Origin of the sequence: Methanobacterium petrolearium, assembly GCF_017873625.1 — an archaeon.
GTDB lineage: Archaea > Methanobacteriota > Methanobacteria > Methanobacteriales > Methanobacteriaceae > Methanobacterium > Methanobacterium petrolearium.
On record NZ_JAGGKL010000002.1, the window covers coordinates 203,495 to 216,502 of the forward strand.

Genomic DNA, 13,008 nt, shown 5'->3' on the forward strand with positions numbered 1-13,008 from the left:
AACTTTTATTCAATCTTAAATAAGGGGTTAGGATGATTAATTGTCTTTTTGTAATGGAATACCTAACCGAAATTATTTTTAAAAAATTTAAAGGTATAATTGAGGGTTGTTTTTATTCAACTTTGGATCCAGCTTCAGGGCCCGGTTGTACTGAATATATTTCCGTGACCTTAACCACTATAGCTGCCTTGGGATTTAATTTGGTCATTACGTTTTGAGCCCACTCAACAACTTCTTCGAAAATTTTTCCAGATTCATGGATCTCAGCGGTTCCCTTAAACTGGTATGGATTTTTTTGAGCGTCCTTGGTCACAATGGAAACATTGGGATTTTCTTCAATGTTTTTACGGGTTTTTTTCATGTAGTTATCAGCAATTAATATGTTTTCACTATCAATAGGCCGTGCAAATCCAATAGGGACCACGTTTGGTATTCCTTCATTACTTGCAGTTGCCAGAAAAACTAAATCCTTCTCTATGGCATCCATCATTTCTTCTGTCATTGTCATTGTTATCACCAAATTTATATAACTATTGTTATATTATATAAATTATGTTAATATATATTATTTTTTTTCGGTGCATTAATTTATCTACTCCCTGTGTGATTGGGGGGATTGAGTAATTCAATGGGGAAATAGGTTGGAGAAATAAATATGAAGGGTAAAGTTTAAATAGTAAAATAATATAACAATCGTTATATTATTGGGTGGTGACCTTTTTGGATATCTTTCGCTTATTGAAAGCTAAATATAGGTAAAATCTCCAGGTAATAGGTTAATTTCCATGATCCTCGTAATATAAAACATAATCATAAGAAAAACATTGTGGGATGTAAAAAAATAGGAAAAAAGAGATTTCAGGAGAAATGGAGGAAAAGATGATGACAGGAATAGAGAAAAAACACGGTTTAGCAACTTTAGGATTGCACGTGGGACAAGAAAAACCAGACCCCACCACTAATTCAAGGGCAGTGCCCATATACCAAACAGCCGCATATGTATTTAACGACACAAATCACGCTGCCAACCTTTTTGGTCTCAAAGAACTGGGAAACATCTACACCCGTATAATGAATCCTACCAATGATGTGTTCGAAAGGAGAATAGCTGCAATTGAGGGTGGAAACTCGGCATTAGCTGTTGCATCTGGTCAAGCTGCCACGACATACTCATTACTAAACCTCAGCCTACCTGGTGATGAAATATTATCTGCTGACAACCTTTACGGTGGAACATATCAACTTTTCAACTATACTTTCCCTGAATTAGGTAGAAAAGTTAATTTCGTTGACTCCAATAAACCCGAAGAATTTGAAGATGCAATAACCGATAAAACCAAAGCCATATTTGCAGAATCACTGGGAAACCCTAAATTGAATGTTCCTGATTTCGAGATAATTACAGACATCGCTCACGAAGCAGGTATTCCTGTAGTGGTAGACAACACCAGTGCAGTAGGCCTAGTGAAACCCATTGAACACGGTGTGGATATTACAGTACTGTCAGCAACTAAATTTATTGGTGGACACGGCACTTCCATTGGTGGTGTAATTGTAGATTCAGGTAACTTCAAATGGAATAATGGAAAATTCCCACAGTACACAGAACCAGACCCCAGCTATCATGGTTTAGTTTATTGGGACGCATTTGGGAACTTCCCAGGATTAGGTAACGTTGCTTTCACATTCCGTGCAAGAGTACGGTTACTGCGAGATCTGGGAGCTCAGGTAGGTCCTTTCAACTCATGGTTATTCCTGCAGGGACTTGAAACACTGGATTTACGTGTTAAACAGCATTCACGTAATGCATTAACTGTAGCTGAATTCTTAAAAACCCATCCAAAAGTCAGTTGGGTGAGCTATCCTGGACTAAAAGATGATTCTGCCAATGAAATAGCATCAAAATACCTTAAAAACGGATATGGTGCTTTACTCGGATTTGGTGTCAAAGGAGGTCTGGAAGCCGGAAAACAGTTCATAGAAAATGTTGAACTATTTTCACACCTGGCTAACATAGGAGATTCTAAAAGTCTAGTAATACACCCTGCATCCACCACCCACCAGCAATTAACACCTGAAGAACAGGAAACTACTGGAGTTACACCTGATTTCATACGTCTATCAATTGGACTTGAAGATGTTGAAGATATTATTGCAGATCTCAATCAGGCCCTATCTCGTATTGATATAGACGATGATGTAGATGAATAATCATAGGAAAAAATAATTCAAGATTGGACAAGTAGAAACGCTAGATTGCTGTGCAAAAATGAACAACACCTCCCTCATGGATAATTTATATAAAAAAAACGCAACGTGGTAAAAGTTATGAAAAAAGAATCTGTTGGCGTTGTAAAAACTGAATACTACAAACTATCTGATGAACTAATCTTAGATGGAGGAAATCTTCTTAAAAATGTTACTATAGCTTATGAAACATATGGGAGATTAAATAAGCAAAAAAGTAATGCTATTTTGGTCTGCCACGCCCTTTCAGGAGATTCTCATGTTGCAGGATGGTATGATGCAGATCGAAAACCTGGATGGTGGGATACTATTGTGGGACCTGGAAAATGCCTGGATACCGAAAGATACTTTATAATCTGCTCCAATGTCATAGGTGGATGTAAAGGATCAACCGGTCCATCATCCCTAAATCCTGACACCAACAAACCTTACGCAATGGACTTTCCCATAATAACCATTAAGGACATGGTTCATGCTCAAAAAAAGCTCATCGAGTATTTAGAAATCGAACAACTATTTTCAGTAGTAGGTGGGTCCATGGGTGGAATGCAAGTACTCCAATGGTGTGTGTCCTATCCTGATATGGTCAGATCAGCCATAGCCATTGCAACCACATCTTACTCATCACCTCAACAGATTGCATTCAATGAAGTAGGAAGAAGGGCCATTATATCAGATCCCAACTGGAATGATGGTGAATATTATAATGAGGAATTTCCGGACAGTGGATTATCCCTGGCAAGAATGATAGGGCACATAACTTATCTCAGCAATGAATCTATGTATGAAAAATTCGGAAGAAGATTGCAGGATAAAGATGAATACAGTTTTGACTTTACAACTGACTTTGAAGTAGAAAGTTACCTTCATTACCAAGGAAACACCTTCACCAAACGATTTGATGCCAATTCCTATCTTTACATATCTAAAGCTATTGACTATTTTGATTTAACAGAAAATGGAACAATAACACTGTCAGAAGCTTTTAAAAATGTTAAATCAAGATTTTTAGTGATATCAGTAGATTCAGACTGGTTATACACGCCAGAAGAGTCTCAGGAAATTGTAATGGCCCTTACTGCCAATGATGTTGATGTTTCATATAATCAAATCAAATCCAGCTATGGACATGATGCTTTCCTCTTGGAATCAGGTCAGTTAAACTACATAATCAACGGATTTTTCAGTGAAACCCTGGTAGTGGATGTAATGACCATCCATGCCCCAATCATACATGAAAATTCCAGTATTGAAGAAGCAGCTGGCTTCATGTTAGATGAAAGAGTCACTCATCTTCCAGTTGTATCAGAAGACTGTAGAATCATGGGAATTGTAACTGCATGGGATATTTCCAAAGCTGTTGCCCTCAAATGTGTTAAATTAGAACAAATAATGACCCGCAATGTTATAACTGCTTTTCCACATGATCCCATTGAACGTGCTGCCCGGAAAATGAGGAAATACAATATTTCGTCATTACCGGTGGTTAATGATCAGGGACTGGTCATGGGAGTGATAACCACAGACCATATCAGTACCTTAATCGCAGGAGATAATTTCAGGGAGAAATAATTAAAGGAATTGCCATGATATTGTACGATGTTGTCGAGTATTGAATAAGCAAATTGGAAGAATTTAAGTTTAGAATTTAAATTGGAAGAATTAAAGTCTAAAATTTAAAATTCAATTCACTCAACATGCAAAAACTTAAGATTGTTATATTCAAATCATTCCCATTATTGATTAATAGAAACCATTGGAGCTGATAAAAATGAGTTATATGGATCATTCTGCAACCTCACCAGTAAAATCAGAAGTTTTAGAGGCCATGTTACCTTTCTTTACAACAGAATTTGGAAATGCCTCAACATTATATAAATTGGGTAGAGATGCTAGAACTGCCATGGAAAAAGCCAGAAAACAGGTAGCATCATTGATAGGTGCTGATACATCTGAGATCTATTTTACAAGTGGTGGAACAGAATCAGATAATATTGCCATAAAAGGAACAGTCATTCCATTGAAAAAGAATGGTAACCATATCATAACCAGTGCTATTGAACACCCTGCAGTTGAAGAAACCTGTAAATATCTGGAAAAAAACGGTTATCGAGTAACCTATCTTCCAGTGGGGAAAGAAGGGATTGTTAAACTTGCGGATATTCAAGAGGCAATAACCGATGAAACTATTCTTATTACTATTATGCATGCCAACAATGAGATAGGCACAATACAACCGATTGCAGAAATTGGAAAACTGGCTAAAGAAAAAGGGATCATATTCCACACTGATGCAGTACAGAGTATCGGTAAAATAAAGGTAAATGTGGATGAGTTAAATGTGGATTTACTGTCTATTTCTGCCCATAAACTTTATGGGCCCAAAGGAATCGGTGCACTTTACATAAGGAAAGGTGTGAGGATTGATCCATTACTTCATGGTGGAGGGCATGAACGAGGGATTCGACCAGGAACAGAGAATATTGCTGGAATTGTTGGGTTAGGAAAAGCCTGTCAGATCGCTGAGGAAAACCTGGACTCAAATATAAAATACATCACATCCCTACGAGACAGACTCATTGAAGGAGTTTTAGATAGCATAGAAGCCTCCTATCTTAATGGGCATCGTACCAAGAGATTGCCCAACAATGCCAACTTCCGCTTCAGCAGCATAGAAGGGGAATCACTGGTCCTGCAACTGGATGCTAAGGGGATTGATGCCTCAACCGGTTCAGCCTGTTCATCCAAGAAGTTAGAACCATCACATGTCTTAATGGCCATTGGGCTGGAGGAAGTAGATGCTCATGGTTCACTCAGAATCAGTTTGGGCCAAGAAAACACTGAAAAAGACATTGATTATGCTATAGGTGCAATTAATGAAGTGGTTGAAAGATTAAGGAGTATGTCTCCTCTTTGGTGTCCAACCAAAGAAGGTTAATAATCAGATAATTTAACAGGTGATAATGTGTATAGTGAAAAAGTTATGGAACATTTCTCCAACCCACGGAATGTTGGTGAAATTGAAGATGCCAGTGGTGTGGGTACTGAAGGAAACCCGGTTTGCGGGGATCTTATGACCATTTATATAACCGTTGAAAATGATGTCATAACTGATATCAAGTTCAAAACATTCGGTTGCGGTGCAGCCATCGCCACCAGTAGCATGATAACAGAAATGGCAATGGGGAAAACAATTGATGAAGCATTAAAAATCACCCGTGATGATGTGGCTGAGGAATTAGAAGGACTACCTCCAGTTAAGATGCACTGTTCTAACTTGGCAGCAGATGCCTTAAAGGCAGCCATTGAAGATTATAAAAAGAAACAGTCCTGAAAATCAAAAAATTTTAATGGTTTTAATAAATGAATTTTTAACATTAATTCGTTTATTATCATTTTTTTTAAGCATTTTCCCGTACCGGAGGATTATTTTTGGCAATGTTTAAGAAAATTCCATCAAAAAGGGTGAAAAACAGTTCAAAAGACGTGATTGAGAAGATTGCCATTGATTCAGAGATAGAACTGGTTATTAATGAAGTTTTCACCAGAAAGTTTTCCATAAGCCCGGAATGTCTTCAGGAATTTGCAATAGGATACCTTTTAGGTGAAGGTCTAATAACTGCAACTGAAGATATTGATGAAATAAAGGTTTTTGACTCTAAAGTTGAGGTGAAGGTGAATCTGGAGGATTTTGACCTACGTAAAGAATTGGTAGTAGGTTCAGATTGTTTTGGGGGTTGGAGGCATAAAATAGACTTTGTGGGAGAAATTGAATCTAATTTTCAGCTTTCAAAAAAGGATTTGCTGGAATCTTTCAGTGGTCTGAAAGAAAAAGCAAGGGTTTGGAAGGAAACTGGGGGCACTCACATTGCGGGGCTGGTAAGTCATGATGGATTCATTTCTAGAGAAGATGTTAGTAGGCATGTGGCAGCAGATAAAGTAATAGGTGCTGCTGCTCTGGAAAATGTAAATTTTGGGGAGTGTTTTATGGTTTACAGTGGTCGCATGCCTGCAGATATGATGATTAAATTGGCTAGAGTGGGAATTCCAGTAATAGCATCTAATTCTGCCCCTACATCATCAGGATATGAAGTGGCATTAAAAGCAGGAATTACCCTGATTGGGTTTTTAAGGGAGAAACGCTTTAATGTTTATACTCATCCACAGAGAGTATCTATCCAATAACTTTTTTTTAAAAAATTAACAATCATTGTCAATTAACTCTGTCAGAAATTAGGATCAATATTAATAACTCAATATTGATAATATATTGAAAAATTGGAAAGATAAAAAGTATTGAATAAAAAAAACCATTAAAATGAATTTTGTTATATTAATAAAACAGTAATGATTATTTATCTTTTAATCTCTTAATAGCTTCATCAAAGAGGATCATGGATTTTTCAAGAACAAGAAGGACAGCATAATTGCAGTTGTAGCGTAAATTCACTATATTATGGCCTTTTCCATTCCTTTCAACCAGCATAAGGGGATAATTTCCACAGACCTGTGGTCTTGAATCATATATTTTACATTTATTCACATCGCTGTTATGGAATTTGCAGGGTTTATCTTCCTTAAACTGGTAATGTTCAGGGTAAAGTACGTTGGGAATTATTTCGTCTTTCAAATCAGAGTTGAATGTAAGGAGGATGTTCACTTCATCTTTGTGAATAAATATGGGGGAGGATTCCTTGCAGCATCTACCACAGTTGTTGCACCATTCAGGATGGTTATCAGCAATCTCCATATTTGATGGTCCGCCAATTGCATCTAAGCTAAGTACATCGGCAAGTTCTATTATTTCATTAAGGTCCCCTTTACTAACTCCTAATTTCTTATATTTTTTAATGGATCTTTTCTTTTTCAACCTCTTGAAAACAGCCTTTTCCAGGAGTTCAACATCCTCAAGAGAATTTTCTATTTTCTCAGATTCTAAAGCTTTTTGTCTAAGCTCCCAGAAAAGTTCTTTATCAATCAAAAGATCCCTTAACATTGATGACACTCACTTAATTTGACACTCAATTATTGGCATTGCGGGTTTTCAATTTTTCACAGGCTTCTTCTGCAGCCAGAATAAGAGGATCAGTTACCATGGAAACTGGAGGAGCATAAGAAAATTCTGTGGTAGCCAGTTCCCAGCAGGTAACACCATTTGATATTGCAAGGGACATGGTATCCACTCTTTCTGCGACTCTTTCCTCTCCGATCATCTGACAACCAATAACCTGTCCTTTGAGGTTGCATATGATCTTAACATCGATTCGTTTTCCTCCAGGATAATAACGAGCCTTACTGAGAGCTTTGATTTTTCCAGATATTACTTCGATCCCTTTTTGAGGGGCTAATATCTTGGTTATGCCCACGGCACCAAATTCAAGATCTCCAACCTTGGAAACCATGGAATTTAGGACGGGCTTAAATTTGCCACCGATACCTATGATATTTTTGGCAGCGATTTTTCCCTGGCTTACAGCAGCTGTTCCCAACATGGACTGAGTATATTCTCCGGTTATTGCATCCAAAACTTCTACACAGTCTCCAACAGCATATATATTCAGTATAGATGTTTGCATCTTTTCATTAACTCTAATAGCCATTTTACCAAGTTTGCAGCCTGCTTTTCTGGCTAATTCAAGTCGAGGTCTAACTCCAGTGGCCAATATAACCATATCTGCCTTCACGATTTTATCACCAAAAACTACCCCTTCAGCATGATTTTCACCTAAAATCTTCTCTGCAGGACGATCTAGAATTACATCAATACCCTGTTTTTCAATGTATTTTTGAACTATTCCTGCCATATCTGGATCTAAAGATCTTGGGATAATTTGTGGAAGCATTTCAGTCATAGTAACCTTTAAACCCATTTGTTTAAGAGCATAAGATGTTTCTAAACCAATTAAACTTGCACCTACCACCACTACATGTTTACTTTTCTCAGCCCACTTTTTGATTTTAAAACCATCTTCAATGGTCTTGATTTTGAAAACACCATCTAAATCTGTTCCTTCAATTGGGGGAATAAATGAACTTGCCCCAGTGGCTATAACTAGACAATCATATGGTAACTCTTTTTCATCAGAATCATCTTGGTTAATTAAACGATATTTAACCTTTTTTTCATCACTTATTACATCATATACTTCTGCTTCGGTGATAATCTCTATATCTTTTTCCAGATAATCTTCAGCTTGGTGCATGATAATATTATCAAAATTTTCCACTTCCCCACCCAAAACATAGGGTATGGCACATGGGGAATAAGCAATATGCTTTTCTGTGGTAATTACAGTTATTTCTACAGTTTTATTGCATTTTCTTATATTAGATGCTGTGGAAAGCCCACCAGCACCGCCACCGGCTATTACAATTTTCATTTTTATTTTTCACCTATGGAACTAAACTATGAAAGATATAATTATATGGACTTCATATGTAAAGTTTATAATTATAAAAACTTACCAGGATTAATTATACATAAATATATTACAACCTTAAATTAACCATGATAATTCTCCATTAACCTTTTTAATGGATAAATAGACTCGATCTTTGCTACGATTCATCATCGTGATTCCTCTTATATCAATAAATATAAAATTCAAATTATAAAAAGTTAGTACTTAATTATGATCTAAATGATTTAATAATAACTGGAATAGGTGGATTTATAGGAGAAATAGTAAAAAAGATAGAGAGAAAAAAAGGATTTTTAATAGTTTAAACATATTTTTAAAATTTTACAATTTTTTTACCAATAGTTTGGTTATAACCACCTATTTTAAATATTCAACGAGTTATGAGTTTAGAAATGGTTTCGGTAAATTTTATGGTAATTTTATAAACATGCAAATCCTGAAGTTTTCAGTATTTGGTTTCTAAAAAGGGGTAGATGGTACTTTGATTGTGACTGGAATTTCACTGCATAAATTATTTTGTTGGGTTAGGTAGATCTACATTTTGGCACTACATAAGAAGTCCTGATAAATGCATGGACTTTTTTTAGCGTTCTTTAGATATCTAACTATAATTAGATTAAATAATATTAATTTCATCCCCTACTTTGACTTTTCCACCTTTCAACACCTTAGTAAAAATACCTTCCCTGGGCATTATACAGTCTCCGGCTTCTTGATAAATAGCGCAGCGGTTGTGGCACTTTTTACCTATTTGGGAAACAATCAGTATAACCTCTTTCCCAACTTTTAGGTGGGTTTCAATGGTCAGTGATGTTAAATCAATGTTTGTGGTTGTTAAATTTTTAGCAAAATCTCCAGGTTTTACATCCAGTCCCATGTTACGCATTTTTTGAATGCTTTCTTGGGCTAAAAGACTGATATGGCGATGAGTTTCTGCAGAGCAGTGAGCGTCTCCCATCAAACCATGGTTCTTTTTTAGGATTCCTATTTTTACATTGGTTTTTTTCGTCTGTTTTTGAGGACTGGTACAAACAGCGATTATTTTCCCGTATTGAGGCATGGTAAACACAAGGTATGATTTGAATAAGAAATAAAATAATAAAATGAAATAAAAATCTTAAAATATCAACAGAGGGATGATTATTTAGGCCATTTTATCCTTATTTAGACCCTTTATTTCACATTTTTCCTGTTTTCCAATGGTCCTGTCTGTTTTTAATTTTTCCATGGCTACTTCTGCTACTCTTTCACCGGATAACAGCATTCCTCCGAAGGTTGGCCCCATTCTAGGACTTCCATAGGTGGTTGCTACGGCCATTCCAGTAACCAGTAGTCCTGGGTAGACTTCTTTGGTGTTTTCAACTATGGTGTCTTCTGATTTTTCCACCCACATTCCCTGGAAACCTTCAGCGTCAACTAAACCTCTCTCTTCCAAGGATTTAACAACAACTGCGTCGTGTCCAGTAGCGTCGATGACTATTTTTGATTCTAAGGCCACAGGGTCTACACATGTTATTGCACGGGGAAGTGCAGATACTGGTGTCCAATTTATTACAACTCCAGCAACTTTACCATCGCGGATAACCACATCATGAAATTGGGTCATGTTTATTACTTTGGCACCAGAGTCCAGCGCACTTCCTATAAGTTTAGAACAGGCGTGTGGTCCGTCGGCAACATACAGTCCGTCTTCGAATTTTTTGTAGGGAACTCCTATTTCATATAGGATCCTTTCTCCAGGTTCTCTGATGGTTATTTTGTTCATCAAGTACCCTCCGATCCAAAATCCTCCCCCCAAATAATTATTACTCTCTATCAAAAGCGTTTTCACACCATTTTCTGCTAGTCTTTTAGCAGCTATTAATCCACTTGGCCCTGCTCCAATGACGATAACATCACTTTCAATGTAATCAATGAATTCTTCTGTGAATTCAGATACAATGGCTTTAGTCACATTTTTTTCTGAAATTTTTGAAAATATTCCCATTTTTACATCTTCCTTGTTTAATCTGGTTTATTTTATCCCTGAATTCAAGGGGGACTTCACTACCTTGTTAACAATTGTTATATAACGATTGTTACATATAAAGGTGTGGTCATATAAATCAATAATATAAGTAGAAGAATTTAGGTCCTGTAAATAATATTAAATAAAAATCTATTTTAGCAGGGTACATGATTTAATAACTTTATCAAATTCACTTTTAGCATCTATCTTATCAAGGGCTTCTAAAACCCTGCATAGCTCTGCGTTAGTTTCAGGGTGCTTGGGAACTGCAAAACAATCACTATCCGGTAGAATGGATATATCATAAGTTCCAATATTCTTACCAATATTTTCAATTTCTACCTTGTCTAACCCAATTAAAGGGCTTAAAACAGGCAAAGCAACGGTGTGACGGGTAGCTAATATGTTAGGGAGTGTTTGTGAAGCAACCTGTCCTAAACTACTACCATCTATAATAGCCAGAGCTTTCTCTTTCTGGGCTATTTTTTCTGCTATTTTGTACATTCCACTTTTACATAGTACGCAAGTCATTCGGTCAGGAGCTTCATCAATACATTTGCGTAGAAATTCACCATAATCCACTTGATAAAGATTCAGTTTAGCCCCTGCAGAGTATTCTTTCAGTTTTTCATATATTTTCAAGATTTTCTCATTAGACCCTGATGTATAGGGATAATTGTTGAAGTTTAACATGGTGACACTGCACCCTCTCTTCATCATGAGAAAAGTGGCCACTGGTGAATCTATACCGCTTGAAACAAGAGCTACTACTTTTCCTTGGGTTCCTACTGGTAAACCTCCCAGTCCAGGAATTTTTTGGTGATATATATAGGTTTTATCTTGCCGAACCTCCACGAATAATTCAAAATCAGGATAAGATAGATCAACTTTGGATTGGGTTAACTCATTAACCACGGAACCACAGTATGCTGCCATTTCCTGACTGGTAAAATCATGTTCACCCACCCGCCGGCAACGGATGGCAAATGAATCTTCTGAAGAGAATGCACCATCTTCAACCAATTCAGCAATGTAAATTTCAATCAGTTCTTTAATAGAATCATGTTTAGTTTTGGTTTTGGCTGCTGGACTGTATGAAACAATACCTGGAATTTTCTTTAAAGTTTCAACTGCTTTATCCAGATCATTAGGGTAAATAAATATTCTTCCCTGTTTTAAATCTACAGGATAAGGGAGAACAGTTTTGATGTTTTCAATCAGTTTACGTTCAAATCTGCCCCTTACTTTAGGGCTTTTGACCCCTATTTCTCCATAACGAACTATTATTAATTTATCCAGCATCAAAAAACTCCTATGTGGGGAAAAAATATCAAGTTTTAGTTTAACTTTTTACCACATACTTCACAATCTGGCCTTTTGTTAGTTTTAACTTTTTCTACTGATGTGTTGAGACCATTCCATAAGAGAATTTCATTTTCTAATAATTTTCCTTGTCCAGTAATATATTTAAATACTTCAGTAGCCTGAATTATCCCTATAAAACCAGGGGTTACACCTATAATTGGAAAAACAGCCTTTAAAGGGCTTTTTGGAAATATGCAGTTTAAACATGCAGTTTTTCCAGGGATGATTGTGGTGGCCTGGCCATCAAATCCACTTACTGCACCATGGAAGTAGGGAATATTTAATTCAAAACTGGCTTTATTGAGTGTGTGTCTGGTTTCAAAGTTGTCCATTGCACCTATTATTAGATCTGCATCGCCCACCAGTTCCTTAACATTTGCATCGGTAATGGTGTCAGATATTATGTTGACGTTGATATCTGAATTTAAGTTGGTCAGAGTTTCCTTGGCTGATTCAGTTTTTTTCTGGTTGATGTCCACATCTCCATGTAGTATCTGCCGGTTTAAATTACTCAGTTCTACAATATCATGGTCGACAATTGTTATGTTTCCCACACCTGCAACCGCCAGGTATATTGATATGGGCGAACCCAACCCTCCAGCACCTGCAATAAATACCTTGGAGTTTTTAAGTTTTTCCTGTCCTTCTTCACCAAATATCATTGTTTGACGTGAGTAACGTTTTATTTCCCCATCTGTAAGTGTCATATTGTATCCTCATTACCATTTTTAACCGTAGTAACTTCTTTAATCATTGGTTATTTTCGTTTTATTGGTTAAAACTCCATCTTCGTGGATTAAGGTGTTATTTTGTTTAACCACTACTCCCTCGCGATTTATTTCAAGCGTTCTAGGAGTTTTTAACAGAAGTTAACTCGATTTCCATTTTTTTTGGTTTTTCCATAAACTAAACCATTGGCAAGTTTTTTACAGTGACATAACAATAGTTATATAACAATTGTTATGG

12 protein-coding genes are annotated in these 13,008 nt (G+C 36.5%); 5 read left to right on the top strand and 7 right to left on the bottom strand.

Annotated features, from left to right (window positions below; translation table 11 throughout):
* Positions 1–112 precede the first annotated feature (112 nt).
* Positions 113–508 (bottom strand): pyridoxamine 5'-phosphate oxidase family protein, encoded by a 396-nt coding sequence (locus J2743_RS03015; RefSeq protein ID WP_209625075.1) that lies wholly within the window; start codon positions 506–508, stop codon positions 113–115.
* Between the two features lie 371 nt (positions 509–879).
* On the opposite strand from J2743_RS03015, the gene J2743_RS03020 reads away from it, so the two are divergent.
* From J2743_RS03020 to fdhD, 5 genes are all read left to right on the top strand, one after another.
* On the top strand, positions 880–2,211 hold the full coding sequence (locus J2743_RS03020) for an O-acetylhomoserine aminocarboxypropyltransferase/cysteine synthase family protein (RefSeq protein WP_425342792.1): 1,332 nt from the start codon (positions 880–882) through the stop codon (positions 2,209–2,211).
* 117 nt (positions 2,212–2,328) lie between these two features.
* Positions 2,329–3,819: a homoserine O-acetyltransferase MetX gene (metX, locus tag J2743_RS03025; protein WP_209625076.1), complete on the top strand. Its 1,491-nt coding sequence runs from the start codon at positions 2,329–2,331 to the stop codon at positions 3,817–3,819.
* A 199-nt stretch (positions 3,820–4,018) separates the two neighbouring features.
* Positions 4,019–5,185, top strand: coding sequence for a cysteine desulfurase NifS (gene nifS / locus J2743_RS03030; RefSeq protein ID WP_209625077.1), 1,167 nt, complete (start codon positions 4,019–4,021; stop codon positions 5,183–5,185).
* A gap of 27 nt (positions 5,186–5,212) precedes the next feature.
* A complete protein-coding gene (gene nifU, locus J2743_RS03035; protein WP_209625078.1) occupies positions 5,213–5,581 on the top strand; it encodes a Fe-S cluster assembly scaffold protein NifU in 369 nt (122 codons plus the stop codon).
* Positions 5,582–5,685: 104 nt separating this feature from the next.
* The gene (gene fdhD / locus J2743_RS03040) at positions 5,686–6,432 is read left to right on the top strand and encodes a formate dehydrogenase accessory sulfurtransferase FdhD (RefSeq protein ID WP_209625079.1); all 747 of its coding nucleotides are present in this window, start codon (positions 5,686–5,688) and stop codon (positions 6,430–6,432) included.
* Positions 6,433–6,598: 166 nt separating this feature from the next.
* On the opposite strand, the gene J2743_RS03045 is transcribed toward fdhD, so the two are convergent.
* The 6 genes from J2743_RS03045 to J2743_RS03070 all read right to left on the bottom strand — a co-directional run bounded on the left by J2743_RS03045 (position 6,599) and on the right by J2743_RS03070 (position 12,749).
* Positions 6,599–7,228, bottom strand: coding sequence for a YkgJ family cysteine cluster protein (locus tag J2743_RS03045; RefSeq protein ID WP_245247977.1), 630 nt, complete (start codon positions 7,226–7,228; stop codon positions 6,599–6,601).
* 40 nt (positions 7,229–7,268) lie between these two features.
* The gene (locus J2743_RS03050) at positions 7,269–8,627 is read right to left on the bottom strand and encodes an NAD(P)/FAD-dependent oxidoreductase (RefSeq protein WP_209625081.1); all 1,359 of its coding nucleotides are present in this window, start codon (positions 8,625–8,627) and stop codon (positions 7,269–7,271) included.
* A 658-nt stretch (positions 8,628–9,285) separates the two neighbouring features.
* On the bottom strand, positions 9,286–9,729 hold the full coding sequence (locus J2743_RS03055) for an MOSC domain-containing protein (protein WP_209625082.1): 444 nt from the start codon (positions 9,727–9,729) through the stop codon (positions 9,286–9,288).
* Between the two features lie 84 nt (positions 9,730–9,813).
* Positions 9,814–10,656: a sulfide-dependent adenosine diphosphate thiazole synthase gene (locus J2743_RS03060; protein ID WP_209625083.1), complete on the bottom strand. Its 843-nt coding sequence runs from the start codon at positions 10,654–10,656 to the stop codon at positions 9,814–9,816.
* A gap of 171 nt (positions 10,657–10,827) precedes the next feature.
* Positions 10,828–11,979 carry a tRNA uracil 4-sulfurtransferase ThiI gene (gene thiI / locus J2743_RS03065; protein WP_209625084.1) on the bottom strand — a complete coding sequence of 384 codons (1,152 nt, stop codon included), beginning with the start codon at positions 11,977–11,979 and terminating at the stop codon, positions 10,828–10,830.
* A gap of 35 nt (positions 11,980–12,014) precedes the next feature.
* Positions 12,015–12,749 carry a HesA/MoeB/ThiF family protein gene (locus tag J2743_RS03070; protein WP_209625085.1) on the bottom strand — a complete coding sequence of 245 codons (735 nt, stop codon included), beginning with the start codon at positions 12,747–12,749 and terminating at the stop codon, positions 12,015–12,017.
* Positions 12,750–13,008 lie beyond the last annotated feature (259 nt).